We start from the raw sequence: 26,064 nt of genomic DNA, 5'->3' as shown, positions 1-26,064 counted from the left end.
AGTTTTATGAATATTTGGATTATAAATCATTATATTGATGTTCCAGGGAAGGGTAGATATTTAAGGCATTATAATTTTGCAAAAGAATTACAAAAAAGAGGACATAATGTTACTTTATTTACAGCATCTACTACACATGGAACAGATTTAAATGTGATTAATGATGAAAAAAAATATAAAGAAGAAATAATTGATTCCTTGAAATTTGTATATATTAAGGCAAAAAATTACACTGGGAATGGTAAAGACCGTGTAATTAATATGATACAATTCTATAAAAATCTATTGTCAGTATCTAAAAAATACTCTGGGGTTGATGTTGTTTATTGTTCTGCACCTCATAGTTTAACTTGGTTAGCTTCAAGGAAAATAGCCAAAAACAATCACGCTAAATTAATTTGTGAAACAAGAGATTTATGGCCAGAAACTTTTATAGAAATGGGTAAATTCAGTAAAAATCATCCTGTGGCAAAAATCCTATATGCTATTGAGAAATCTGTGTATAAGTCTTCAGATGCTTTAATATTCACAATGGAGGGCGGAAAAGACTATCTGAAATCAAGAGGAATTAATAGAGATAATGTATTTCACATAAATAATGGAGTTGTACTAGAAGATTTCAATGAATCAATAAAAAAATATCATTTGGAAGATGTAGATTTGGATGACAAAAATATCTTTAAAGTTGTTTATACAGGCGCTTTAGGACGAGCAAATCAAGTTGATACTTTGATTGATGCAATGAATAAACTTTCTGATTATGAAGATATAAAACTTATTGTTTATGGGAAAGGTGAATTTGAAGCAAGCCTTATAAAAAAAGTTAGAGAAAATTCACAAAAAAATGTTGTTTTCAAAGGTTCTGTTGACAAAAGATATGTACCTTCTATAGTTACAAGGTCAGATTTGAATGTAATTACTGGACAAGATATTAATTTATATAAATATGGAATGAGTTTTAATAAGCTATTTGAGTATTTAGCTGCAAATAAACCGATTTTATCGAATTTAAGATGTAATTATGATATTATTGAGAAATATGATTGTGGTAAGACAGTTAAAAGTGGATCTGCTGAAGCTTTAAAGGATGGAATACTGTATTTTTATAGTTTAGATAATTCTGATTATGACAAATATTGCAATAATTCAAAAAAAGCAGCATTTGATTATGACTACAAAGTTTTGACTGATAAATTAGAAAATATATTAAAAATTTTAAATGGGGGAATTTGATGAACATACCATTATTAAATTTAAAAAGGCAATATGAAAATATTGAAGAAGAAGTAAACTCAAGTGTATTGGAATGCTTTAAAAACGCTCAATACATTATGGGTGAAAATGTAAAACAATTTGAAAAGGAAATTGCAGAAAAAATTGGTGTAAAACATGCTATTACTGTTGGTAATGGTACTGATGCATTAATTATAGCTTTGAAGTCTTTGGGAATTAAAGAAGGAGACGAAGTTATCACTACAGACTACACATTCTTCGCTACAGCTGAGGCAATCAGATTTGTTGGTGCAACACCTGTTTTTTGTGATGTAGAACTAGATACTTACAATATTGATCCTTCTCAAATAGAAGAAAAAATTACAGAAAAAACTAAAGCAATAATTTGTGTTCATTTATTTGGAAATGCATGCAAGATGGATCAAATAAATGATATTGCAAAAAGACATAATTTGTATGTTGTTGAAGACGCTGCTCAAGCAATTAACTCACAATATAAGGGCAAGAATGTCGGTAACTTAGGTGATTTAGCTTGTTTTTCGTTTTTCCCTACAAAGAACTTAGGTTGCTTTGGAGATGGTGGTATGATTACAACTAACGATGATGATTTGGCTACCATTATTAGAGCATTAAAGGTTCATGGAAGTGGAGAAAATGGAATGAAGGCTTACGCTATCTTGAATAACGAAGAAGTAGAGGTTATGGAACAAAGTTCAGGGGATAATACTGTATACAATCCATTAAAATACTACAATTACTTAATTGGTCACAATTCAAGATTAGACGAAATCCAAGCTGCTATTCTAAGAATTAAACTAAAACATTTAGATGAATATACTGAAAATAGAAGAAGCATTTCTCACAAATACATCGAAGCTTTAAAAGATACTTCATTGGTTATGCCAACTGAAACTGAAGGTGGAAAGCATGTTTTCCATTTATTTATTTTACAATCTGAAAATAGAGAAGAAATCGAATCTAAATTAAAAGAAAAAAATATTGCAACTGGAACTTATTACAAAGTACCTATGCATTTACAAAAAGCTTTTAATGATTTAGGATATAAGAAGGGAGATTTCCCTAATGCAGAATATCTTTCTGAAAGAACTTTTGCTATTCCATTGTTCCCAGAAATGAACGATGAAGAAAGAGAATATATTATTAATTCTATAAAGGAGATAGTATAATGGACTTTTTTGCTCATGAGTCTTGTTATATAGATGAAGAGACAAAGATTGGTAAAGGCACTAAAATTTGGCATTTTAGTCATATAATGTCAGGATGTTCAATCGGAGAAAATTGTAATATTGGACAAAATGTTGTGATTTCACCAGATGTTAAACTTGGAAATAATTGTAAAGTTCAAAACAATGTCAGTGTCTATACTGGTGTTGTGTGTGAAGATGGAGTTTTTCTAGGACCTTCATGCGTGTTTACAAATGTGATTAATCCAAGAGCTTTTATTGAAAAAAAAGATGAATATCGTAAGACAACTATTAAAGAAGGCGCTTCTATCGGAGCTAATGCTACCATTGTTTGTGGAAACACAATTGGAAAATATGCTATAATTGGAGCGGGAGCAGTTGTTACAAAGGATGTCGGAGATTATGAAGTTGTAGTTGGTAATCCAGCCAGACATCATGGATATGCATGTTCATGTGGAGAAAATCTAAAAAGAATTTCCCTCACAGATTATATATGTGAAAAATGTGACAAAAAATATTTATTAAATGATTATAAATTGAGTGAGGTATCAAATGAGTAATTTAAAAGAAGAATTATTGGGCAAAATTGAAGATAAATCTCTAGTTGTAGGGGTTGTAGGATTAGGTTATGTAGGATTGCCATTAGCAGTTGAAAAAGCTAAAGCAGGTTATACTGTTATTGGTTTTGATGTTCAACCTGAAAAAGTTCAAATGGTTAACGATGGAGTTAATTACATAGGTGATGTTGTTGATTCTGAATTAAAAGCAATTGTAGAATCTGGAAAATTGAGAGCTACAAGTGATTTTGAATCAGTTGCAAGCTGTGATTTCATAGCTATTGCCGTTCCTACACCTTTGGATATTTATCAACAACCAGATATTTCCTATGTTGAAAAATCAACTACAGATGTTTCAAAATATTTGAAAAAAGGATCTATAGTTGTTTTGGAATCTACAACTTACCCAGGAACTACTGAAGAATTAATGAGACCTATTTTGGAAAATGGATCAGGATTAAAATGTGAAGAAGATTTCTACTTGGCATTCTCTCCAGAAAGAGTAGATCCAGGTAACAAACAATATAAAACTAAAAACACTCCAAAAGTTGTTGGAGGAATTGGTTCAGAATCTACTGAAGTTGCAGCAGCATTGTACAGAAATGTATTAGAAGGAGAAGTTATGACTGTATCTTCACCTAGAGTTGCTGAAATGGAAAAAATTCTTGAAAACACATATAGAAATGTAAACATTGGTTTGGTAAATGAATTTGCCAAATTAGCGAATAAGATGGACATTAACATGTGGGAAGTAGTAGACGCTGCAAAGACAAAACCTTATGGATATCAAGCATTCTATCCAGGCCCTGGTGTTGGTGGACACTGTATACCATTAGATCCATTCTATTTGACTTGGAAAGCTAGAGAATATGATGTACACATGCCAATAATAGAAGCAAGTGGTACTGTTAATGATAGCATGCCTGAATGGGTTGTAGATAGATCAATGAAAATCTTATCTAGAAAATTCAAAAAACCATTAAATGGTTCAAAAGTTTTAATTTTAGGTATTGCATACAAAAAAGACATTGACGATTTAAGAGATTCCCCAGCATTTGTTGTAATGGATAAGTTCAGAGAAGAAGGAGCTATCATTGATTACTACGATGGATTTAATCCTTCATACTTCAACCCAGATGGATCTAAGACTTACTCATTAAAAGAAATTAATCCAGATGTAGTTAAGGGTTATGATTTAGTTGTTATAACTGCTGATCATACAAATGTTGATTATCAAATGGTAGTAGACAATGCACCATTCGTATTTGATACAAAATACGCTACAAGAAATGTAGAAAATAACAGAGAAAAAATAGAATTATTATAAGAGGTAATATGCAAAAAATTAAATGCGCAATCATTGGCTGTGGTAGAATTTCTTATAAACACGTAGAGGGAATTGCAAACAATGATTCAGAAATGGAATTAGTTGCAGTATGCGATATTATTGAAGAAAGAGCCATCGAAAAAAGAGATGAATATTTGGAAAGATTTTCTGACAGAGACGTAAAAGTATACACTGATTATAAAAAAATGTTAGAAGAAGTCGACATAGATATGTGCTCTATTTCAACAGAAAGTGGTTATCATGGTGAGATAGCTCTTTACTGTTTAGAACAATCAAAACATGTATTGATTGAAAAACCAATGGCTATGAGTTTAGAAGAAATAGATAAAATTAATAAGTTAGCTGATGAAAAAGGATTAAAAGTTGGAGTGTGTCACCAAAATAGATTTAATCCTCCGATTCAAAAATTGAAAAAGACAATTGATGCTAATAAATTTGGAAAGATGACAAACATCACAGCAAGGGTTTTATGGAACAGAAATCAAAACTACTATAACTTAGCCCCATGGAGAGGAACAAAAGCATTAGATGGTGGTACATTGATGAACCAATGTATACATGCACTAGACTTGTTGTTATGGATGATGGACGATGAATTAGTAAGCGTAAAAGCTGAAACTGAAACTTTCCTAAGAGATATAGAAATGGAAGATTACGGCGTAATTTTAATGAGATTTAAGAGCGGTAGAATTGGACTATTGGAAGGTAGTGCCGATGTTTATCCTAAAAATCTTGAAGAAACTATTTCTGTATTTGGGTCAACAGGAACTGCCGTTATCGGTGGGTTAGCTGTTAACGAAATAAAAACTTGGGTATTTGAAGATGAATCTGAAACCGGAGAATTGGAAGATGATAAATCTATAGATAATGTGTACGGAAACGGACACACTCCATTATATAAAGATTTTATTCACGCAATAAATACAGATACACAACCTTTAATCAATGGTCACGAAGGAAGAAAGCCAGTTGAAGTATTAATGAAAGCTTACGGTTGGATTGACTAATATAATATTTTGAAAACAAACAAGCTCTTGATTTTTATCAAGAGCTTGTTTCAATTTCATTAGTATTTGTAGAATCCTTCTTTTGTTCCTATACCTAATTTGTTTTCATCTATATATTTCTTTAACATTTGTGCAATCTGATACGTTACAGAATTTTCATCATTTACATCTGGTTTATTTAAAGTAATATTATAAGCAGTTTTAAGACCGACTACATCTAGTATTTGGAAAGGTCCAAATGGAGCACCTGTTCCGTATCTCCAAGCGTTGTCGATATCTTCGATGTCAGCTATGTCTAAAGCCTTTAGAGTCATTGCTGCATCTAGTAATGGAACTAATAATGAATTTAGTAGATATCCTGGTTGTTCTTTCTTCAATTTTAATGGAATCATTCCTATATCTTTTGCGAAGTTAACTACTTCATCGTATACTTCATGAGAAGTTTCGCTGTGTCCCATAATTTCTGCTGTATTATTGTTCCAAATTTCATTTGCAAAGTGAAGAGCAAGATATTTTTCTGGATGAGGAAGTAAATCCTTAAACGAACTTGGTAATAATGTTGATGAATTTGTTGCAACTATAGTATTATCATTTAATACTTTGGCTAAATTCGTATAAAAATCTGATTTTTGTTCTGGATTTTCAGAAACAGCTTCAATCAATAAATCACAATTTTCAATTGATTTTTCTAAGTCTGTTAAAAGATGAATTCTATTAAACCCTTCTTCTACATCTTTTTTTAAATTTTCAATATCATCAAGTGTCAATTGATCTGAAGAAATACCTCTAGGTATAATTACTGAGTTAACAGTGTTTTCATCAGATAATCCAACCTTAATTCTATCTAGTATACTTAGATATGTTTCTTTTAATGCATCAAAACGTGGCTTAGCTCTCTCTATTGAACCTTCACTTCTTAACCACACGTTGACATCAAAGCCTTTAAATGCAGTTTGAAATGCTATTTGAGATCCTAAAACTCCTCCACCAGCTACTGTTACATTTTTTAATTTCATAAATTTGCCTCCTTTGAGTTAACCTATATTGTAATTTTATTCAGTATTTATATACCCTCTAAATAATTTTACAAATCAGAACTGAACAAATTGTGTAATTTTTCGGGTTTTTTAATTTTTAAAATGTTTAGAAATTTATTTAAAATGTTTAGAAATTTATAAGAAGGGTATAATTAAATTAAGGCGCTAGAGGTTAAAACCATTATTAAAGATTAAATTTTTATAATTTAACAAATTGTTGTTTAGGATTTATTCAAAAGTGGTATATATATATCAGGTAACAAATATATCAATAATTTACAAGGAGGTTTTATGAGTGGATTTAAAAAATTTGTCCATATATTGTTTTCAATATTACTAATTTTGTTTTCTTTAGTAATGTTTTTCACAGTATTCAATTTTGGACAAGTTAGTTATAATCTCAGAGAGCTCATGATGAATGAGGTATGCTTTTATATATTAGCAGTTATTGGAGCCTTAATTTTACTAGGGGCACTTATAATAATGTTTAAAGCAATACTCTCTGATAATTTAAGTGATTTCTTGATCTCAAAAGACAAGGATGGAGAAGTTATGATATCTACAGATGCACTTGAAAATACTGTAAAAAGTACAGTAAATAGATTTAATGATGTCAGAACTTCTAATGTGAATGTAAGAGTCAACAATTCAAATAAACCATATATGAATTGTGATGTAGAGGTTGGAGTAAGGGATATGTCAAATGTAGGAGGTCTTGGTGAAAACATCAAAAATGATATCAAGACTAATCTGGAAACTTTAACTGGTTACAAAGTTAAAGATATTACTGTAAAATTCTTGGATTTGGCAAAATCTACAAATAAAAGGGTAGTATAGGGGGTAAGAATGAACAATAATTTATTGGACAATATTAATTCCCCAGATGAAGAAAAAAGAATAGTATTTGTAAAAGAAGATTCAAAAGATAAGTTTGATGAAAGACTAATAAAAAATTTCTCAGATTTGAGAAAACCAACTAAGTATGGAATATTAGGTGTAATAATAGCACTTTTATTTTTGAAAGCTGGATTTTGGGCAACAATATTAATACTTTTACTTTTTGGTATTGGTTATGGTTATGGGTTGTACAAAGAGGGTAATCCTAAATTTATCAGATTTTTGATGAATTTATTTAGGAAATAATATAGTTATAAAAGGAGATTAGAAAGATGGACGAAAGAAAATACAATGAAGTAAACAAAGTAAACGAAGAAAAGGCTGAAAGAGAACAAGAAAAGAAACATGAATCAAAATTAACTTTTGATAACTCAGTAGTTCAAAAAATAGCTGCAATAGCTGTTAGAGAAGTTCCTGGAGTTTTAGATATGGAAGGTGGATTCTTCTCAGGAATTCAAGAAACTTTTGGTGGATATGATGCTACAAAAGGTATTGAAGCAGAAGTTGGAGAAAAAGAAGCTGCAATTGATGTTTCAGTTATTTTAGAATATGGTGTATCAGCTGTTAAAGTATTCAATCAATTACAAGAAGTAGTAAAACAAAGCGTAAACAAGATGACAGGATTAAATGTTGTTGAAGTTAACTGTAAAGTAGTTGACGTAATGACAAGAAAAGAATTTAACTTAAAAAATAAAAAAGAAGAAGAAAATAAAAGTGGTTTGAAATAAACTAATTTAAAATAAGGAAGGCATTGTCCTTCCTTATTTTAATGTTACAACAGCTCCGTATATGTGAGGGCCTGTATGAACAACAAAAAGACTTGAAATAGGTCTTTTATAGATTTCCACATTAGGATAGTGTTCTTTTATTACTTTTTCTAATTCATCTGCATTTTCTTGAAGATTTGAATGCATTATATAAATTTTATCAATTTTATCATTATCTGCAAAATCAATAATATAATTTAAAATTTGTTGATTTACTTTTTTTCTGCCCCTCACAGCATCTATTACCTCTAAATTACCTGTGTTTTTGATACAAGTTATAATAGGTTTAATGCTTAGAAGATTTCCTACTACCTTACTAGAACGTTTAATTCGTCCACTTGTATATAGGTAGTCTAGTTTATCTACAGTGAAGAAAAAGTCCTCTTTATTTTTTAAGACTTCTAATTCTTTGACAATATCTTCAAAACTATTATGATTTTCAATCATATTCACAGCTTTTTCAATTAAAAAACCCATTCCCATTGAACATGATCTGCAATCAATTAAATGATATGTTAGCTTATCAGAATATAAACTTAATACTTGCTTAAATAAATTATAAGTTCCACTTATACCACAACTCATACAAGTTGCAATAACATGAGTGTATCCATTTGATAAAATGTATTCTATTTTGTCAATCAAATCACTTGCTAAGGGAAGAGAACTACTAATAGTGTTACTATTTATATCATCAATAATGTCGTAAATAGTTTTTTCATACTTATCCTTATATGTAACTTCCGAATTATAAATTATTTGAAGAGGGACTTCTAAAATATTGTATTCTTTAATAATTGATTCATCAACATCAGATGTTGTGTCAGATAGAATAGCAATTTTTTGCATTTTTTATTCCTTTCTAATCGATTGATTTTTTATTTTTAGTTAACATATTTATTATATCATTACAACGAAAAAAATACGACAACTAAGTTGCCGTATTTAAATAGTTATTGTAATTTTAGTTCCGACATCTAGCTTAGACTCAAGTTCAATTGAACCGTTGTGGATATCAACGATATGTTTAATAATCGATAAGCCGAGTCCCGTAGATTCTTGAGAAGAGCGTGATTTGTCGACAACGAAAAATCTTTCAAAAACTCTTTTTTGATATTTTTCAGCTATACCAATTCCAGTATCTTCACAGATAATCTTAGTTTTATCATTTTCTTTGAATATTGAAATCTTGATTTTTCCAGATATTTTATTGTATTTAATAGCATTGGTAACCAAGTTTTCAATCATTTCTTTAATTAAATTTTCGTTTCCATATATTAGACAATTTTCCTGAATATCTGTAATTATTTCTATTTGTTTGTTATCGAATTTATTTTGATTAGAATTAATAATTTCACTTACTATTTTTTCAGGATTGAATAAACTTTTTTCGATATCATCACCAGATTCATCTAATTTTGAGAGTTTGATGATATTATCAATTAGTTCCAATAATCTTAATCCTTCTTGATGGATTATAGAAGCAAATTTACCGACGTTTTCCGGGCTAACCATATTATTTTCAATCATTTCTGCATAACCATTGATAGAAGTTAGGGGAGATTTCAATTCGTGACTTACATTTGCTGAAAATTCTCTTCTTCTTTTTTCAGCTTTTATTTTGTCACTTTCATCTACTAAGAATAGTAGAACTCCATTAATCTTATCTTCATCTAATACTGGTGCAATATACAATGATAATAACATTCCTTGCATTTCAATGTTTATATGATGTGCTGTTTTTGTAGATATAACGTTCTTAATTGCAGAATGGATTTTCAAATCTCTATTCAATGAAATAAAAGGTCTTCCCTCATATTTAGAATCAGAAGCTCCAAATAGAAATTCAGCTGACTTGTTAACAGAAAGTACATTCATGTTTTTATCTAGTAAAATAAGACCTTCTCTCATATTATCCGTAATAGTTTTAATAGTAGCAGATCTTTCTTCTAATTCATCAACATATTTTTTTATAGTATCATTTTTTCGTCTAATAATATTAACAAATGGTATTAGTTCATCGTAAACTGGTTTTTCTATTAATTTTGATTCCTTATCATTTACAATATTATCATCTAACTCATTAGCAATAGTTTCAATAGGATCTAGAATTTGTCTAATTTGTCTTCTATTAATGTCTATTAACAAAATTAATGACAATGCTAAAATCAATAGGGTATAGGGTAATAAATCTAGAATTGTTTTGAAAAAATTTGCCGATTCACAGCTAACTCTAAGCACATCTGAATTTTCTTGTAGAATAGCTACATAATACATATCGGCTCCAAAACTATTAGATTTACGAGTTATTGATCCTACATTAGTTTCCCTTGCATCTTTAACTTCTTCTCTATTAGAGTGATTATCCAAAGAATCTACATTCGTATCGGTGTCATAGACTACATTTCCACTTTTATCAATAATAGTGAATCTATTCGTAGGATTGATTCTCTTAATCTTTTTTACATTGACAATAGTTTGTTCACGATTATTGTCACTGATAGAATCAATATATTGGATTTGGCGAAGTAGGGAAGTTTCTTGCTTTGATTTGTTGTAATTATAAAATATAAATGTTTGCAAACTAAGTCCGACAGCCAAAGCTAATATAATAACAAAAGAAATTCTAGTGTATATTTTCCTTTTCATTACTCACCAGCTTTATATCCCAGATTTCTTATAGTTTTTATGATGCCTGAAGCATTTTTCAATTTTTGTCTTAGTGTAGCAATATGAACATCTACTGTACGAGATTCGCCTTCAAAATCAAATCCCCAAATTTTTGTCATTATATTTTCTCTCGTTAATACTTTTCCAATATTTGATAGGAGATAATACAATAATTCAAATTCTTTATAAGTCAAGTCAATATTTTCTCCATCGACACTTACAGTTCTTTTATCGTAGTCTAGTTCAACATTTTTATAAATAATCTTTGATTTTGTTTTACTCAATGACGATCTTCTGAGTAAAGCTCTAACTCTTGCTAATAGCTCCATGATGCTAAACGGTTTTATCATATAATCATCAGCACCACTATCTAGTCCAACGATCTTATCGTATTCTGTAGTCTTTGCAGTAAGCATCATAACAGGGATGCTTTTCGTTTTCTCATTATTTCGTATTTCTTTTAAAATTTCAAGTCCACTTTTTCCTGGAAGCATAATATCTAATATAATTAAATCTATGCTAGAAGAATACAATGAGGATTTGAATTCACCGTAATCTCCAAATCCCATTGCATCATAACCTTCATTATTTAGTGCGTAGATAATTAGTTCTCTTATGCTTTTATCATCTTCAACACAGCAAATCATTGTGCATTTTCCTCATATCTTTCTCCAGTAACAGAGAAGATTACCCATGTTGCAATTCTTTCTGCATTATCGCCAATTCTTTCTAGGTATTTTGCAACTTGAATTAAATCGATAATTTGTTCAGGATTATCACAACCTGATTTGATTAGTTCAATTGACTCATCCATGAAATGCCTAAAAAGTTCATCAACTTCATCATCCTTTTTAATTACAGAATAAGCAAGTTCAACATCATCATCTGTAAAGGCATTAATACTTTCAACTAGCATTTTTTGGGCAGATTTACCCATACATCTTATCATCGACAAGTCTTTTGGAAGTCTAGTTTTTCCAATTAACATAACAAGTTCAGAAATTTCTTGTGCATGGTTTCCAATTTTACTCATACAAGAAAGAATTCTTAGTGCTGATGAAATGAATCTTAAGTCTTTTGCAACAGGAGATTGTGTAGTTAAAAGTCTCAAACAAGTATCCTCAACCTCTTTTGACATTTCATATATAGTTTCTTGAGAATCGTAAACTTTTTGAGCTATTTCTAAATCTTGAGTTTCTAAAGCGTATGTGCTTTGTTCTATTTGTCTTTCGACATTTGCTCCAAGAAAAATTAAATTATGTTTTAATTCTTCTAATTGATGTGTAAAATATTTTCTCATAAAACCACCTCTTTTTAACCGAATCTACCAGTAATATAATCCTCTGTTCTTTTATCCTCAGGTTTTGAGAACAGTATATCAGTATTATTAAATTCTATAACTTCACCTGTTAAGAAAAATGCTGTTTTGTCTGAAATACGAGCAGCTTGTTGCATATTGTGAGTTACCATTATTATAGTATATTTTGACTTCAAATCTTGGCATAAATCTTCAATTTTATTAGTAGAAATAGGGTCAAGAGCTGAAGTTGGTTCATCCATTAGCAATACTTCAGGTTCCACAGCTAGTGCTCTAGCAATACAAATTCTTTGTTGTTGACCACCAGAGATTGAAAGTGCATTTTTCTTTAAATTGTCTTTTACTTCATCCCAAATTGCTGCCCCTTTCAAAGATTTTTCTACGATTTCATCTAATTTAGCTTTGTTTTTTTCCCCGTGTAATCTTGGGCCATAGGCAATATTATCGTAAATTGACATAGGGAATGGGTTAGGCTTTTGAAAAACCATACCTACTCTTTTTCTTAATAAGTTTACATCATAATTTTTATCATATATGTCTTTACCATCTAAAGTTATTAATCCTTCGATACGACATCCGTCAATAAGATCATTCATTCTATTAAGACACTTAAGCATTGTAGACTTACCACAGCCTGAAGGTCCAATAAAAGCAGTAATCTCATTGGATTTCATTTCCATGTTGATTTTCTTTAAAGCATGAAAATTATCATAATATAAATCAACATCTTTTATGCTTATCTTAGACATTATTTACTTCCTTTCGTTAATTTTTTTCCTATTAAATTGGAAACTATATTTATTATTAAAACTAAAATTACTAATACAACCCCAGTTGCATAAGATTCTTCTACATGGAATCCTTCAGAAGATAAAACATACATGTGTAAAGCCAAACTTCTTCCGGATTGCATTAAACTTGTTGGAACACGCGGATCAGTTCCTAAAGTAAACATCAATGCAGCAGTTTCACCGACAACTCTACCTATAGAAAGGATAATACCAGCCATGATACCAGGCATAGCAACAGGAAGTAATACCTTTCTTATAGTATACAACTTTCCAGCTCCTAATGCATAACTTCCAGCTCTTAATTCATCATCTATTGATAGCAAAGCTTGTTCACTAGCTCTTATGATTAAAGGAAGTACCATTATAAACATTGTAAGAACACCAGATATTAATGAATATCTAAATTTTAATCTCATTACAAACAACAACATACCGAATAAACCATATACTATTGATGGAATACCAGATAATGTTTCAGTTGCAAGTCTAATAAGTGTAACTACTTTTGAATTTTTCTTTGAATATTCTGACAAGTAAATTGCAGTAAATATTCCGATAGGACTAGCAATTAATAATGTTAACAATACTAAAATAATAGTAGTCTTGATTGATGGCATCATTGAAACATTCTTTGAAGTATAGTGATTCGAAAACATACTTGGTTTCAAATGAGGAATACCATTAACTAGCATGTAAATAATTAAATAAAACAAAACAGCTAATGTAATGAAAGCCATTAAATAAATAAAGCCTTTAATAACTTTACTCTTGGTTTTGTTTTTGCGTAAATTTCTCAAACTATTATTGGAAATATCGATAGAATTATTTTCCATTATTTACACCTCTTTTAACTAAATTAAACGCTAAATTTATTAGTAGTATAAATACGAATAGTACCATTGCAGTAGCGATTAAAGCATCTCTGTGTGCGCCAGAAGCATAAGCCATGTCCAATACAATGTTAGTAGTCATTGTACGTGTTCCTGAAAAAATGCTTTTTGCAATAACAGGTTGATTTCCAGCAACTAAATATACAGCCATTGTTTCACCAATAGCACGTCCAATTCCAAGTATAACTGATGATAATATACCTGATTTTGCAGCGGGAACAACAACTCCCATAACGGCTAATTCGTGGCTAGCACCTAGAGCAATACTTCCTTCGTAGTAAGAATCAACAACAGTATTAATTGCACTTTCAGACAATGTGATTATTGTTGGTAAAATCATGATTCCTAAAAGAATGGATGCAGTAACTATATTCATACCAGTTCCTCCAAATGCTTTTCTAATCATTGGAACAATAACTACCAAAGCAAAGAAACCATAAACTATAGATGGTATACCAGCCATTAAATCTATACAAGGTCTCAAAAAACTATATAATTTTTTAGGACAAAACTTTGCAAGATAAATTGCAGTAAAAATTCCAATTGGAACTCCGATAATTATAGAACCAATCGTTACATAGATACTACCTATAATCATAGGTAATATTCCAAATTGAGCAGGGACATCTACAGGAGACCAGTCCTTACCAAATATAAAATTAGTTAAACCAACTTTTTTTATAAAAGGCATTGATTCACCAAAAATGAAAAAACATATTAAAACTATTGCGAAAATAGAAGTTAGTGCTGAAACTAAAAACACGTATTTCATTATTGATTCAGATAAATATTTCTTTTTCATATTAAATCCTTTCTATATTTTTATCACCTTAATATTATCAAGTGCTTGTAAAATAAATGCGATAATAATGTTAATTTAATGTAAAGTTTTCTAACTTATCTCACAAAAATCGTATAGAATAGAGAAATAGTATGATTTTACAAATGTAAAATATATATTTGGAAATTAAAAAACAGACCTCGTGAGAGATCTGTTTTTAGAGAGGAATTATTTAGAAATTTCAGACCAAGATTTAACTTTTCCAGTGAAAATATCTTTTACTTGTTCTAATGTTAAATCAGTTGCCTTAGTATTTTCTTTGTTTACTATAACTGCTATACCGTCAATTGCGATTGGTTGAGCCTTTAATTGTTCTTTTTCTTTATCTTTTAATTCTCTTGAAGCCATTCCAATGTCACATACTCCTTCAATAGCTGAGTTCATACCAGCTGAAGAACCAGTAGATTGAATTTCAATTTCTACTTCTGGGTACATTCCTTTGTAAGCTTCTGCCAATTTTTCCATTAATGGGGAAACGGATGTTGAACCTGCAACTACAATTTTACCTTTTTGTGAATTTTTGTTGTAAGCTTTAGCTTCTTGAGGAAGTTGTTCATAACCTTCTTTTTTAACAATTTCTTGTCCTTCTTTAGATAAAATGAAATCTAAGAAATCTTTTGGAAGTGGTTTTAATTCTCCTTTGTAAGCGATGTTAAAAGGTCTTGAGATTTTATAGTCACCTTTTTGAACATTTTCAGAAGTTGCTTCAACGCCGTTGATTTTAATTGCATTAACTTTGTCATTTAAAGAACCTAATGAAATGTATCCAATAGCATCTTTGTCTTGACCAACAGTCATCATTACTGCGTTAGTACTGTTTTGAACAATGGCTGAAGCTGCTGTTTTGTCTTGTTCTTTTCCGTCAGCACCTTTTTCTAGAATTTTAGTAATTTCTGTAAATGCTCCTCTAGTACCTGAACCATTTTCTCTTGATACTACGTGGATTTCTTCTCCAGCACTTTCGTTTGATTTAGAATCATTAGAAGTAGTTTCTGTTTTGTTTGAGTTTTCTGATGTTTTTCCATCATCTTGTTTTGCACATGCTACCATGAATACTCCGAATACAAGCATCATAGCAACTAACATTAATTTTTTGATTTTCAAATAAATCATCCTTTCATATTTAATTCACTAATAGAATACATGTAGAGTTTAAAATTCATATAATATTATTGTAAATTGTATGTAAAATTAATTATTAACATATTTTTAAAATAAAGTGTTATACTATTTCTAGGGGGAATATATGAAGAAACTATTATTGATTACAACAGGAGGAACTATAGCATCTGTAGCTACAGATAAGGGATTAGCTCCAGGTCTTCAAGCAAAAGATATATTAGAATATGTAAAATTTAAAAAATTTGACTTTGAATTAGATACTTTAAGTTTATTTAGTATTGATTCGACGGACATAAGACCAGAACATTGGTTACTTATCAAACAAACTATAAAAGAAAACTACGATGAATACGATGGTTTTGTAATAACACATGGGACTGATACATTGGCATATACAGCATCTGCTTTGGGGTATTTAATACAAAAAAGCCCAAAGCCTATTGTAATTACAGGAGCACAAAAATCAATTTCGAATGATATTACTGATGCAAAGAATAACCTGATAGATGCTTTAATATTTGCTAGCAAAGATAAATCGCATGGAGTTAATATAGTTTTTAATGGAAAAGTTATTTGTGGTAATAGAGCTAGAAAAGTCAGAACAAAAAGCTTTGATGCTTTTGATTCTATAAATTATCCATTAATTGCAATAATCCACGATGGCAAAGTTTTAAGATATATAGATGATAAATCAAATGCTCCAGTAGAATTTTATGATCAATTAGATGATAGTGTATATCTGTTAAAGTTAATTCCTTCTATGAGAGGAGATATTCTTGAAGATATTTTCAAAAAATACGATTGTATTATAGTAGAAAGCTATGGAGTAGGTGGAATGCCAGCTGGAATATCTGAAGAATTCCTTAGATTGATGGATCGTTATACAGACAATAAAATTATTGTGATGACAACACAAGTTCCACAAGAAGGATCAGATATTGGAGTTTATCAAGTAGGAATGCGAATTAGAGAAAAACTAGATGTTTTGGAATCTAAAGATATGACACTAGAATCAGTAGTATGTAAAATGATGTATGTAATGGGTAAACACAATAGAGATATCGATAAAATTCAAGAAGAATTTTATTCGATAATAAATCATGATATTTCAATAATAGAATAATATAACGAGTGATAAAATAATATTTAGAGAGTATTATTTTATCGCTTTTTTATTTCTAAATTTTGAAAAGTTAAGGATATGAATTATAATCTAGGTAGAGGATTATTATGAAAAGAAATGTAGATTTTTATGTAAAACAAAGAAATGAGTTAATTGATTTATTAGATGATGGCAAAATTACGAAACAGGAATTTATTTCAAGAAACAATGTATTAATTGATAGTTTTAATCTTAGACCATTTATCAATATTAAAACTGTAAATGAGGGGATTTTTAACTACCAATACTATAATTCAAAAGCTAAAGAATACAATACTATTGCAAACAAATATAAAAACAAGAAACCGAAAAAATACATTGCATCATTAAATAAATGCAGAAACTATTACTTGGAAAAAGATAATACGATTTTAAAAATCTTGGAATTGATAGAATACAAAAATGTTGAGGCATATTACATAGATATTTTATCATACAGAATGAGAGATAATCTTTTTGAAATTGTGCTTAAAGATTATGAGAAGATGATTTTTCATACAATAAATGAAAACATAAAAAAACATTTAATTGATAACAATGTTTTCGAACCAATAAAGAAAAAATCCCTTATCGATTCTTATGTCAATAAGGGATATTGATTATTTCTTGATTTTGGCAACTATTTGTTCAGTAGTCATATTTTTATTTAGTTTGTAGTTGCCATCTTTGAATGCAGTAACATTGTTTTGCTTTAAGTAGTTTAAGAATTCTTGTTCATTAGTAATTATGTTTCCGCTTATCAAAATCTTGGATACATCCAAATCTTTTGCTTCGGGTGGAATTGTGATTTCAATGTCTTTAACTTCTTCTGTGACTTGTTTGATTTTTAAATCTTTTGAATAGGTTTGAGAACTTGTGTAATTTTTTGAAAACATTGAATCAATTGTTTTATACACATAAAGCGTTGTAATTACTAGAATTAGTAACAATAATAAAAGCTTTGCAAATTTATAAATAAAATCTACTATAGTATCAATAAAATTTTTCATTTTTCACCTTCCTTATTAAATTATAATGATTTATTAAGAATTTTTCAAATAGGAGTAGCAATGAGACATATAAATATAGATGATTCAAATAGCAATCAAAGAGTAGATAGGTTCATAATGAAACTAGTGCCGAAAATGAGCAAAAATCATATTCAAAAACTTATCCGAACTAAAAAAATAAAAGTAAATAAAAAAAGGACAGAGCCTGATTATAATTTGAAAATAGACGATATTGTCAATATTTATTTGTATGATGAGGTAATTGAAAAATATCAAGATAATAAAGTCTACACTGCTGAAGATTTTAACCTAGATATTATTTTTGAAGATGAGGATTTAATATTGATTAACAAAAAAACAGGAGTATTATCTCATGCTGCAAATCCTAGTGATTATGGGAAAAATATTGTGGATATGATGGTAAGTTATTTGATAAAAACTAATCAATATCAACCAACTCAAAACTCAACATTTACACCAGCATTGGTTAATAGATTGGACAGGAACACATCTGGAATTGTTGTCGGTGCAAAAACTTATGATAGTCTAAAATTCTTTAATAATTTATTCAAAAAGCACGACATTACGAAAATTTATGAAACAATTGTAGTTGGGAATTTACAAGATCAAATGATTGATTTGGGACTGGAAAAAGATAGCGAAAAAAATAAATCCATTATTAATTCAGAAGGAAAGAAAAGTTTAACTAAGGTATGGAATGTGAAAAATTATGGTAGATACTCATTAGTAAATGTGGATTTGTTGACAGGAAGAACTCATCAAATAAGAGCTCATTTAGCACACATCAATCATCCTATTATTGGAGATATTAAATATGGAAATAAAGAAGTAAACAAATATTTTAAGAATAAATACGATTTGAATTTTCAATTATTGCATTCTTATAAGTTAGAATTCCCAGAAAAAATGGAAAAGTATCAAAAATACGAATCAATGGTTTTTGAAAGCAAGAGAGATGACATATTTGAAAAAGTATTGAATGATTTGGAGAACAAATATGATTAGGATAGTTAATAATAAAACTTGTAATTATGAAAATAAAACAATATATGATTATGCGCTTGATTATGGATTTGAAGATAGTATTGTTGCATTAAAAAACAACAAAATTGTAGATATTATGAGTAGTGTCGATGATGGCGATTTTATAGAATTTCTGGATGAAAGCAACGTTTACTCACAAGATACATTGATGAAAACAGGAATTTTATTATTGTTATTAGCATTTAAAATTAAATTTCCAAAAGAACAATTAGTCGTTGAATACACTATAGGAGATTATATGTATCTTGAATTCGAAAATAACAATGAAATCCACTTTAAAGACTTGGAAGAAATAAGAGAGTTAATGGATGATTTGATAAGTCAAAATCTCAGAATAGAGAGAGTAAAAGTTTCTAGAAAAGAAGCTTTTGATATTTTTGAAAAAGAAGGATACATTCAAAAATCAAGACTACTAAAAAGCCTGGATAAAGAAGAGATGTACTTATATAAATGTCATGAACATTATTTTGGAATTGAAGGATTTGTTGCGCCATTCACTAGATTTTTAAAACATTACAAACTTATCAATTATTTTCCGGGAGTTGCATTAAGTGTAAGCAGTTCAGGTGAGTTTAGCAAATTCAAAGAAGAAAAAGCTCTTGCGAAAATATTTGTAAAATCTAAAAAATGGACTGAAATGTTGGATATAGGATATGTCGGAAGTTTGAACGAAAAAATAATAGATGGCAACATGGATTTTTTAGTTAGTGTTAATGAAGCTTATTTTGAAAATCAAATTTCTTATATTGCAGATAAGATTATTTATAATAACGCAAGATTAATCCAAATATCGGGACCATCTTCATCCGGAAAAACAACTATGGCAAAAAGACTTTCTGTGCAATTAGCTGTTAGAGGGAAAAATCCTATTCCAATTTCTATGGACAATTATTTCGTAAACAGAATTGATACTCCCTTGGATAAAGACGGAAACAGAGATTATGAATCGATTAACGCCCTTGATTTGAAAACATTTAACAAGGATTTAATGAGTTTATTAGAAGGCGATTATGTTAATTTGCCGATTTATAACTTTATAACAGGAGAGAGAGAATACGGCAATACTTATACAAAACTGGATAAAAATGGAATTATAATCGTAGAAGGAATTCATGGACTTAATCCAAAACTTACAAGTTTAGTTCCTGATAAAGACAAATACAAAATTTATGTGTCTGCTTTGACACAACTAAGTATTGATTGCCATAACAGAATTTCAACAACAGATATGAGACTTATGAGAAGAATGGTAAGAGATTTTGTTCAAAGAGATAAAAGCATTGATGATACATTATCTGAATGGCCAAGAGTTCATGCTGCTGAATACATCAATGTATTTCCTTATCAAAATGAAGCGGATAGTATAATAGACTCTTCGTTAATTTATGAAATCAATATTTTGAAAAAATACGTTTTAAAACTTGTAGAAAATTACGACAAAAAAGGATTAAATTTTACAGAGATTGAAAGATTAAAATCAATTCTAAATTATTTTATCGAAATAAATGACGATTCAATAGTTCCGAAAAACTCAATTTTGCAAGAATTCATAGGAGATTACAATGAATAAAAGAGTTGTTTATACTAATTCAAATTCTTCAAAGCTATTTGATGAAAATATATCTTTTTTAGAAAATCAAATAATTAAAGGCAACACTGATTTTATTTTGATTTTACCGAATAGAAAACTTATCAAAAATATTAGAAACAAATTTTTAAAAGAACAATCAGTGTTGTGTGATGTTAAAATTTGGACGATAGATGACTTGGCGAATGCTTCTGATATTTCGACATATTTAACAGATCTTATTGTGCGATTAGCTATTCAAGATCTAATTGACGAAGGTGAGTTTGATGATAATAAGTTTTTTAATTCAAAAGGTATTATTAATTCATCAAAAAAATTCATATCATCTTGTAAGTATTCAAATAAAAACTTAAATGATTTAGATATCATTTCTGACAAAGATGTAAGTTTGAGTATTTTAAGCAAAGTTTATGAGAAGTATCAAAATATTATGAAACAATATAATTTATTGGATAAATTTGATGCTTATGAAATCAAAAACCTCAATATACAAAAAAATAAAGACATCTATATTCATGGGTTTAGTGAATTTAGACCAATTGAATTAGAGGTTATAAAACAATTAAAAAATTATGATGTAAATGTTTATATTTACGTTGATTATTACAATGAATATAAAAGTAAATTAGTTAATCAATTGGAAGACATCGGATTTGAAGTAATTGAAAGTGCGGAAAATTTCGAAACTAATAATTTTATAGAGAAGAAAATTGTCAAATTAACTAACGAAATATTAGAAAAAGATAGGCTAATTGATGAGATTTGCAAAGATTCTTATGAGTATGATTATAACAAGATGGCTATTTTAATTGAAAGAGATTCATCGAAAATAGAAATCTTAAATTCTCTGAAATCACATGATATTCCAGTTTTTGGAGATGATTATATTTCGTATCAGAATTATAAAATCTTCTCTGACATAATTAATATTCTAGATAAAAGCAAAACTTTTAAACAATATGTATTTTCCATATTAGATAGTTGTTTTGTAGAATTTGATTTGAAAGACAAAATTAGTTTCAGAAGTATATTAGTAGATTTTGAATTTGATAATTGGGAAAGTCTGGATAAAATATTGAAATCAAATCTAAATTATGAAAACAACCTTCAAATATTAAACAAAATAAAATTCTTGTATTCATCATTTATTGAAACTGATATAGACGTGATTAAAAATCTCATATCGCTTTTAGAGAAAAAAGAAAGTGATGAGATAGAATTCAATTTGTTTACAGAAAAACTTTTATTAATATTAGAGGACTTGGATAAAACTTATTGTGAACTTGTTAAAAAATCGAAAAACTTAAACGAATATTTGATAGACTTGATTAAAAATTTAAGGGTTGATTCTACAAATTATTTAGTGGATGGAATTAGAATTTACAGTCTGACAGATATCAGACTTTCTAACTACGATGTTTTATACATTGTTAATATGAATGATGATGTAATTCCTGGAAAAGTTAATTACGATTTCTTTTACAATGAAGAAAACATTAAGTTTCTTCAAAATTGCGGAGTTGATATTTTATCAGATGCAGATAATAGAAAGCGAAATATTGATAGATTTGTAGATGCGATTAATAGAGCGAATAAAAAAGTATATATGTCCTATAATACAGAAAACAGTATTAAATCAAGGTTGATTTTGGATAAAAACATCACATCAAATCAAAAAATCAAAAAACTTAAGAACAAAAACATAAGAAAAATTGATACCAAAAAACTTCACAGCGTATCATCTTATGAAAAATATTCTTTAAAACAACATTTAAATAGATTAGAAACAAGAATAATGTCAAAGGATATCTCTGATTTTGAAGTTGACGATAAGACAACTCAATATATATTAAACAAAGAATTATCTCCAACACAACTTGAAACATATTTTGAATGTCCAATGAAATTTTATTTTAGATATTATTTGAAACTTAAACCACAAGTCAAATCTAGGCAATTGGATATTGGAACTATATTGCACAATACATTGGAGGAATTTTACGGGATTAATATATCTCAAATTAAAGATGCAATTGATGGTAAGTGTGAACTAGACTTATCCAGCTTGGATAGTTTACTAAAGAATTCATTTGAAAAATTCGGATTAAATACGGATATTAAGGAAAATGAATTTGACTACGATAAATATTTATTTAAACTCAAAGATTTTATTAAAGAAGACATTTACAATAACAGACAAGAAGCTGAAAAGTTTTATCCTTACAAGTTAGAAGAAGATTTTATTGTGAGTTTAGATGAAAATACAAAATTTATTGGGAGAATTGACAGGGTGGACAAAACAGATTCCGGTAAAATCAGATTAATTGATTACAAATTATCCCAAAATAGTTTTAGAAAAGCAAAGGATTTGGCTAAGAATAAGGGATTTCAATTTGCGATATATTCATCTTATGGGAATGTAGTAAGTTGCAAATACAAAAGCATAAAGGATAATGAGGAATATGAATATCTTCAATCTATTAATAAAGATGAACTAGATGAAATTATGAATGAAAAGGTAAAAGAATTTCGAGAAAACATTAGAAATAAAAGATTATTCATAAAAGCAAATGATTACAATTCCTGTAATTATTGCGATTATAATAAAATTTGTAAGTTGAAAAACACTGAAGGAGAAGCTATCGATGATTAAATTTAGCGAAAATCAAAAATTAGCTTATTCGACATTAAATCAAAATGTTTGTATAAATGCTGGTGCAGGAACTGGTAAAACTGAAGTAGTGTCTGAAAGATTCAGATATATGTATGAGAATGGATTTGATATCAAAAAAATTGTCTGCATAACTTTTACGAACAAAGCTGCAGATGAAATGAAAGACAGAATTATTCAAAAGTTAAATAATCCTAAATTAATTGACGATATTAATGTATCAACAATTTCGTCTTTCTGCAAAAAAATCGTATCAGATTATTCTTATTATTTATCGATAGATCCTAGCTTTAAAATCATAGAAGATGACGAATCCAATAGAATGCTCAATGGAATTTTTGACAATATATTAGAAAATAGAATTGATTATATTAAAAGTTTAGGAAGTACATTTGACATTTCTTATGTTGATACACTCAAAATAATAAGGGATTCTTTTTATAAAATAAGAACGAACAACGTTGATATTTACGAATTAAAAAAAGATACTACAGAATACTTGAAAAGTTTGAGAAATATCGAAAAAGAAGATGTTATCGGGTTAAAAAGTTATTTATTTGATCTAAAAGAAGAATCAGACAATATCAAAGGACTTACTAAGAATAGTAGATTTTACAAATTCTTACATGATGATAATCAAAACTTAAAAGATGATGAGTTTATACAATTTTTGTTAAAAAGCTTTGATAATTTAGGTGAAAGTAAGAAGGAAAATGTTCAAGAAATAATAGATGAAGTAAACCTCAAAATCGATATAATACTTTCAAATAAAGAAAAAGAATACCTGAGTTTGTACGAAGGATTTTTCGATATTTTGATAGAAATAAACAAAGAATATTCAGATAAAAAACTCGAAAAAAGCGTTCTGGATTTCAATGATATAGAAATAATGTGCAAAAAAGCTTTAAAAAATAATGAAATTCTTAAATCATGTAAAGAAAGATACCAATATTTCATGATAGACGAGTATCAAGACACTTCTAATTTGCAACGAGATATTTTTTATATGCTATGCAGCGATGAAAAAAAATTGGATAGGAATAATCTTTTTGTTGTAGGAGATCCAAAACAAGCTATATACAGCTTTAGAGGAGCAAATATAAAAGTTTTTGAGAAAACAAGAGAAGACATACTAAAAAGCGGTGGAAAAGATATCACTTTTTATGAAAATCACAGAACTCACCCTAATATTATGGAACCTATTAACTATATTTATTCGAATAAAATGAAAGAAAGATATGATAGCTTAATCGCTGTTAATAAAATTGGAGATGTTATCGGTCGAGATGAGTTCAAGCTTAACAATAAAGACACTAAGACAAAAGATGATTCATGTGATGTTTTGATATCTTATATAAATGAGGATAATTTCAGGGATACTGCAATTCTTGCAAGAACGAAAAATGACTTTTCATCTTATGAAAAAAGTCTTAATAATAGAAACATTCCTTATTATATATTCGACAAACAAGGGTTAGAAGATTGCAGAGAAATATTAAATCTGATTCAATTTATAAAATATGCAAGATACGGTGATGAGATAAGCAAAGTAGGAATACTTTCTAATGTCTACGATGTTGATTACAATGAGATATTAAACAAAAACGATAATTACAAATCGACAATTAAAAAGATCGATAATCAAGTTGAAGTATTTACAGAAAATTTGATTAAATACAGTATCTACGATTCAATTTCATATTATATAGAACAGATAAATTACTTGGAATTGGTGGGTAATCTTCAAGCTAAAGCTAATGTGATTAAGTTTTTGGAAATTGCTAAGCAATTTGATTCAAACAATTTTAATATAGAAGATTTTGTTGATTATTTTGAGAATAACACTAACTTATATCAAATGTCTTATGAAGACGAACACAGCGACTTAGTAAAGCTGATGACAATTCACAAATCTAAAGGTTTAGGATTTGGTAAAGTTATAGTGGATAATCTATCCAAGCCATCAGTAAACAAAGACAAATTCTTATTATTTATTGACAATGAAACAATGAAAAATCAATTCGTATTGAATATTCCATTTTCAAAATTTAGAATGTCAAAAGTAAAAAAATTAATAGACAAGGAAGAAGATTACGAAGTTGATAACGTGTACTACACGGCATTTACTCGTGCAAAAAGGGAATTATCATTTTCAAATTCAAAAAAATCAGGACATTTCAAACAAATCAGCCCATATATTGAGGAGTTGCAACAAAGAGGAAGGATTAAATATTTAGAATTGAATGAAAAGCCTTTTAAATCAGAATCTATTAAAACGAGTTATTTTAGTTTAAAACCAAAATTAGTGGATATCGAGAAGCTTATTCCTATTGGCATTACTACTATCTTAAATTCTGATGAGGAAATTTTTGAAAGTAATGTACAGAAATCTGAGATAAATTATATAAGGCTGGGTAATTTGGTTCACCTTTATGCAAAACTATCTAATGGTGAAAATTCACCTTCTATTAGAGAAGTTGATTTTTTAAATGATGATGAAAAGAAAATTTTTGATGTTGCAACAAAAAACTTTAATAAGTTTATTACAGATTTTTCAAACTACAAAAACGAAATGGATTTTAATTTATTGTATGAAAATATGATGATATCTGGATTTATGGATAGAGTTGAATTTTCGGACAAAGAAATCAGAGTTTATGATTACAAAATAAGTTCACAATCACAAGAATATTTGTACGAAAAATATCATATTCAATTGAAGTTCTATTCTTATGTTTTAAGAAAAAAATACAATAAAAATATTAAAATGATACTTTTGAATTTGAGAAGGGGATATATTATCGAAAAAGTTTACGATAAAAATTGTGAACGAGAAGTTGAAGTTTTTCTCGACAATTATTTAAATCAATTGAAATAGCTAAATTATGGGTTATAATAATACATGA

Annotated in this window: 24 protein-coding genes; 14 read left to right on the top strand and 10 right to left on the bottom strand. The window is 28.5% G+C overall.

Annotation, left to right across the window (positions count from 1 at the left end):
* Nucleotides 1–6 precede the first annotated feature (6 nt).
* The 5 genes from ACLUJM_RS04670 to ACLUJM_RS04650 are packed head-to-tail and all read left to right on the top strand — an operon-like array spanning nucleotide 7 to nucleotide 5,350.
* The gene (locus ACLUJM_RS04670; RefSeq protein WP_412412324.1) at nucleotides 7–1,233 is read left to right on the top strand and encodes a glycosyltransferase family 4 protein; all 1,227 of its coding nucleotides are present in this window, start codon (nucleotides 7–9) and stop codon (nucleotides 1,231–1,233) included.
* The gene (locus ACLUJM_RS04665; RefSeq protein ID WP_412412323.1) at nucleotides 1,233–2,420 is read left to right on the top strand and encodes a DegT/DnrJ/EryC1/StrS family aminotransferase; all 1,188 of its coding nucleotides are present in this window, start codon (nucleotides 1,233–1,235) and stop codon (nucleotides 2,418–2,420) included. Before ACLUJM_RS04670 ends, ACLUJM_RS04665 begins: the two co-directional genes overlap by 1 nt.
* Entirely contained in the window at nucleotides 2,420–2,998 is a 579-nt protein-coding gene (locus tag ACLUJM_RS04660) for an acyltransferase (RefSeq protein WP_412412322.1), read from the top strand. Before ACLUJM_RS04665 ends, ACLUJM_RS04660 begins: the two co-directional genes overlap by 1 nt.
* Entirely contained in the window at nucleotides 2,991–4,322 is a 1,332-nt protein-coding gene (locus tag ACLUJM_RS04655; RefSeq protein ID WP_412412321.1) for a nucleotide sugar dehydrogenase, read from the top strand. The genes ACLUJM_RS04660 and ACLUJM_RS04655 overlap by 8 nt, the downstream gene beginning before the upstream one ends.
* Before the next feature lie 8 nt (nucleotides 4,323–4,330).
* Nucleotides 4,331–5,350 (top strand): Gfo/Idh/MocA family protein, encoded by a 1,020-nt coding sequence (locus ACLUJM_RS04650; protein ID WP_094205516.1) that lies wholly within the window; start codon nucleotides 4,331–4,333, stop codon nucleotides 5,348–5,350.
* Between the two features lie 59 nt (nucleotides 5,351–5,409).
* Here the strand turns inward: ACLUJM_RS04650 and ACLUJM_RS04645 are convergent, their stop codons facing one another.
* Complete coding sequence (locus tag ACLUJM_RS04645) at nucleotides 5,410–6,366, bottom strand: 3-hydroxyacyl-CoA dehydrogenase (RefSeq protein WP_412412320.1); 957 nt, start codon at nucleotides 6,364–6,366, stop codon at nucleotides 5,410–5,412.
* 312 nt (nucleotides 6,367–6,678) lie between these two features.
* Here ACLUJM_RS04645 and amaP point away from each other — a divergent pair, with 312 nt between their 5' ends.
* From amaP to ACLUJM_RS04630, 3 genes are read left to right on the top strand one after another with little or no spacing between them, the layout of a single operon-like run.
* Entirely contained in the window at nucleotides 6,679–7,224 is a 546-nt protein-coding gene (gene amaP, locus ACLUJM_RS04640) for an alkaline shock response membrane anchor protein AmaP (protein WP_412412319.1), read from the top strand.
* Between the two features lie 9 nt (nucleotides 7,225–7,233).
* On the top strand, nucleotides 7,234–7,530 hold the full coding sequence (locus tag ACLUJM_RS04635; RefSeq protein ID WP_294685639.1) for a DUF2273 domain-containing protein: 297 nt from the start codon (nucleotides 7,234–7,236) through the stop codon (nucleotides 7,528–7,530).
* A gap of 26 nt (nucleotides 7,531–7,556) precedes the next feature.
* Entirely contained in the window at nucleotides 7,557–8,012 is a 456-nt protein-coding gene (locus ACLUJM_RS04630; RefSeq protein ID WP_294685641.1) for an Asp23/Gls24 family envelope stress response protein, read from the top strand.
* Between the two features lie 33 nt (nucleotides 8,013–8,045).
* On the opposite strand, the gene ACLUJM_RS04625 is transcribed toward ACLUJM_RS04630, so the two are convergent.
* The 8 genes from ACLUJM_RS04625 to ACLUJM_RS04590 all read right to left on the bottom strand — a co-directional run bounded on the left by ACLUJM_RS04625 (nucleotide 8,046) and on the right by ACLUJM_RS04590 (nucleotide 15,665).
* Nucleotides 8,046–8,900 carry a DegV family protein gene (locus ACLUJM_RS04625; RefSeq protein ID WP_412412318.1) on the bottom strand — a complete coding sequence of 285 codons (855 nt, stop codon included), beginning with the start codon at nucleotides 8,898–8,900 and terminating at the stop codon, nucleotides 8,046–8,048.
* A 96-nt stretch (nucleotides 8,901–8,996) separates the two neighbouring features.
* Nucleotides 8,997–10,700 carry a sensor histidine kinase gene (locus ACLUJM_RS04620; RefSeq protein WP_412412317.1) on the bottom strand — a complete coding sequence of 568 codons (1,704 nt, stop codon included), beginning with the start codon at nucleotides 10,698–10,700 and terminating at the stop codon, nucleotides 8,997–8,999.
* The gene (locus tag ACLUJM_RS04615) at nucleotides 10,700–11,368 is read right to left on the bottom strand and encodes a response regulator transcription factor (protein ID WP_412412316.1); all 669 of its coding nucleotides are present in this window, start codon (nucleotides 11,366–11,368) and stop codon (nucleotides 10,700–10,702) included. Before ACLUJM_RS04615 ends, ACLUJM_RS04620 begins: the two co-directional genes overlap by 1 nt.
* Nucleotides 11,365–12,021, bottom strand: a complete 657-nt coding sequence (phoU, locus tag ACLUJM_RS04610; RefSeq protein WP_294685646.1) for a phosphate signaling complex protein PhoU — start codon at nucleotides 12,019–12,021, stop codon at nucleotides 11,365–11,367. Before phoU ends, ACLUJM_RS04615 begins: the two co-directional genes overlap by 4 nt.
* 14 nt (nucleotides 12,022–12,035) lie before the next feature.
* A complete protein-coding gene (gene pstB / locus ACLUJM_RS04605; RefSeq protein WP_412412315.1) occupies nucleotides 12,036–12,788 on the bottom strand; it encodes a phosphate ABC transporter ATP-binding protein PstB in 753 nt (250 codons plus the stop codon).
* Nucleotides 12,788–13,663 (bottom strand): phosphate ABC transporter permease PstA, encoded by an 876-nt coding sequence (gene pstA / locus ACLUJM_RS04600; RefSeq protein ID WP_412412314.1) that lies wholly within the window; start codon nucleotides 13,661–13,663, stop codon nucleotides 12,788–12,790. The genes pstB and pstA overlap by 1 nt, the downstream gene beginning before the upstream one ends.
* Entirely contained in the window at nucleotides 13,653–14,522 is an 870-nt protein-coding gene (gene pstC / locus ACLUJM_RS04595) for a phosphate ABC transporter permease subunit PstC (protein ID WP_294685649.1), read from the bottom strand. The genes pstA and pstC overlap by 11 nt, the downstream gene beginning before the upstream one ends.
* A 207-nt stretch (nucleotides 14,523–14,729) precedes the next feature.
* Complete coding sequence (locus ACLUJM_RS04590) at nucleotides 14,730–15,665, bottom strand: substrate-binding domain-containing protein (protein WP_308580732.1); 936 nt, start codon at nucleotides 15,663–15,665, stop codon at nucleotides 14,730–14,732.
* A gap of 142 nt (nucleotides 15,666–15,807) precedes the next feature.
* On the opposite strand from ACLUJM_RS04590, the gene ACLUJM_RS04585 reads away from it, so the two are divergent.
* A complete protein-coding gene (locus ACLUJM_RS04585; RefSeq protein WP_412412313.1) occupies nucleotides 15,808–16,806 on the top strand; it encodes an asparaginase in 999 nt (332 codons plus the stop codon).
* Nucleotides 16,807–16,913: 107 nt separating this feature from the next.
* A complete protein-coding gene (locus ACLUJM_RS04580) occupies nucleotides 16,914–17,444 on the top strand; it encodes a DUF6648 family protein (protein WP_412412312.1) in 531 nt (176 codons plus the stop codon).
* Here ACLUJM_RS04580 and ACLUJM_RS04575 read toward each other — a convergent pair whose 3' ends face one another.
* Complete coding sequence (locus ACLUJM_RS04575; protein WP_294685656.1) at nucleotides 17,445–17,834, bottom strand: hypothetical protein; 390 nt, start codon at nucleotides 17,832–17,834, stop codon at nucleotides 17,445–17,447.
* Between the two features lie 60 nt (nucleotides 17,835–17,894).
* On the opposite strand from ACLUJM_RS04575, the gene ACLUJM_RS04570 reads away from it, so the two are divergent.
* The 4 genes from ACLUJM_RS04570 to ACLUJM_RS04555 are packed head-to-tail and all read left to right on the top strand — an operon-like array spanning nucleotide 17,895 to nucleotide 26,036.
* Nucleotides 17,895–18,860 (top strand): RluA family pseudouridine synthase, encoded by a 966-nt coding sequence (locus ACLUJM_RS04570; RefSeq protein WP_412412311.1) that lies wholly within the window; start codon nucleotides 17,895–17,897, stop codon nucleotides 18,858–18,860.
* Complete coding sequence (locus tag ACLUJM_RS04565; RefSeq protein ID WP_412412310.1) at nucleotides 18,853–20,469, top strand: nucleoside kinase; 1,617 nt, start codon at nucleotides 18,853–18,855, stop codon at nucleotides 20,467–20,469. The genes ACLUJM_RS04570 and ACLUJM_RS04565 overlap by 8 nt, the downstream gene beginning before the upstream one ends.
* On the top strand, nucleotides 20,462–23,140 hold the full coding sequence (locus ACLUJM_RS04560) for a PD-(D/E)XK nuclease family protein (protein ID WP_412412309.1): 2,679 nt from the start codon (nucleotides 20,462–20,464) through the stop codon (nucleotides 23,138–23,140). The genes ACLUJM_RS04565 and ACLUJM_RS04560 overlap by 8 nt, the downstream gene beginning before the upstream one ends.
* Nucleotides 23,133–26,036 carry a UvrD-helicase domain-containing protein gene (locus ACLUJM_RS04555; protein WP_412412308.1) on the top strand — a complete coding sequence of 968 codons (2,904 nt, stop codon included), beginning with the start codon at nucleotides 23,133–23,135 and terminating at the stop codon, nucleotides 26,034–26,036. Before ACLUJM_RS04560 ends, ACLUJM_RS04555 begins: the two co-directional genes overlap by 8 nt.
* Nucleotides 26,037–26,064 lie beyond the last annotated feature (28 nt).

Source organism: Finegoldia sp. (genome assembly GCF_046991905.1).
In the GTDB taxonomy this organism is placed as follows: Bacteria; Bacillota; Clostridia; order Tissierellales; family Peptoniphilaceae; genus Finegoldia.
This window is presented reverse-complemented; position numbering and strand designations above follow the sequence as displayed.

Excerpts from the sequence above, each read along its gene's own strand:
- ACLUJM_RS04670 (WP_412412324.1), top strand. The coding sequence starts at position 7 with ATGAATATTTGGATTATAAATCATTATATTGATGTTCCAGGGAAGGGT.
- ACLUJM_RS04665 (WP_412412323.1), top strand. The coding sequence starts at position 1,233 with ATGAACATACCATTATTAAATTTAAAAAGGCAATATGAAAATATTGAA.
- ACLUJM_RS04660 (WP_412412322.1), top strand. The coding sequence starts at position 2,420 with ATGGACTTTTTTGCTCATGAGTCTTGTTATATAGATGAAGAGACAAAG.
- ACLUJM_RS04655 (WP_412412321.1), top strand. The coding sequence starts at position 2,991 with ATGAGTAATTTAAAAGAAGAATTATTGGGCAAAATTGAAGATAAATCT.
- ACLUJM_RS04650 (WP_094205516.1), top strand. The coding sequence starts at position 4,331 with ATGCAAAAAATTAAATGCGCAATCATTGGCTGTGGTAGAATTTCTTAT.
- ACLUJM_RS04645 (WP_412412320.1), bottom strand. The coding sequence starts at position 6,366 with ATGAAATTAAAAAATGTAACAGTAGCTGGTGGAGGAGTTTTAGGATCT.
- amaP (WP_412412319.1), top strand. The coding sequence starts at position 6,679 with ATGAGTGGATTTAAAAAATTTGTCCATATATTGTTTTCAATATTACTA.
- ACLUJM_RS04635 (WP_294685639.1), top strand. The coding sequence starts at position 7,234 with ATGAACAATAATTTATTGGACAATATTAATTCCCCAGATGAAGAAAAA.
- ACLUJM_RS04630 (WP_294685641.1), top strand. The coding sequence starts at position 7,557 with ATGGACGAAAGAAAATACAATGAAGTAAACAAAGTAAACGAAGAAAAG.
- ACLUJM_RS04625 (WP_412412318.1), bottom strand. The coding sequence starts at position 8,900 with ATGCAAAAAATTGCTATTCTATCTGACACAACATCTGATGTTGATGAA.
- ACLUJM_RS04620 (WP_412412317.1), bottom strand. The coding sequence starts at position 10,700 with ATGAAAAGGAAAATATACACTAGAATTTCTTTTGTTATTATATTAGCT.
- ACLUJM_RS04615 (WP_412412316.1), bottom strand. The coding sequence starts at position 11,368 with ATGATTTGCTGTGTTGAAGATGATAAAAGCATAAGAGAACTAATTATC.
- phoU (WP_294685646.1), bottom strand. The coding sequence starts at position 12,021 with ATGAGAAAATATTTTACACATCAATTAGAAGAATTAAAACATAATTTA.
- pstB (WP_412412315.1), bottom strand. The coding sequence starts at position 12,788 with ATGTCTAAGATAAGCATAAAAGATGTTGATTTATATTATGATAATTTT.
- pstA (WP_412412314.1), bottom strand. The coding sequence starts at position 13,663 with ATGGAAAATAATTCTATCGATATTTCCAATAATAGTTTGAGAAATTTA.
- pstC (WP_294685649.1), bottom strand. The coding sequence starts at position 14,522 with ATGAAAAAGAAATATTTATCTGAATCAATAATGAAATACGTGTTTTTA.
- ACLUJM_RS04585 (WP_412412313.1), top strand. The coding sequence starts at position 15,808 with ATGAAGAAACTATTATTGATTACAACAGGAGGAACTATAGCATCTGTA.
- ACLUJM_RS04580 (WP_412412312.1), top strand. The coding sequence starts at position 16,914 with ATGAAAAGAAATGTAGATTTTTATGTAAAACAAAGAAATGAGTTAATT.
- ACLUJM_RS04575 (WP_294685656.1), bottom strand. The coding sequence starts at position 17,834 with ATGAAAAATTTTATTGATACTATAGTAGATTTTATTTATAAATTTGCA.
- ACLUJM_RS04570 (WP_412412311.1), top strand. The coding sequence starts at position 17,895 with ATGAGACATATAAATATAGATGATTCAAATAGCAATCAAAGAGTAGAT.
- ACLUJM_RS04565 (WP_412412310.1), top strand. The coding sequence starts at position 18,853 with ATGATTAGGATAGTTAATAATAAAACTTGTAATTATGAAAATAAAACA.
- ACLUJM_RS04560 (WP_412412309.1), top strand. The coding sequence starts at position 20,462 with ATGAATAAAAGAGTTGTTTATACTAATTCAAATTCTTCAAAGCTATTT.
- ACLUJM_RS04555 (WP_412412308.1), top strand. The coding sequence starts at position 23,133 with ATGATTAAATTTAGCGAAAATCAAAAATTAGCTTATTCGACATTAAAT.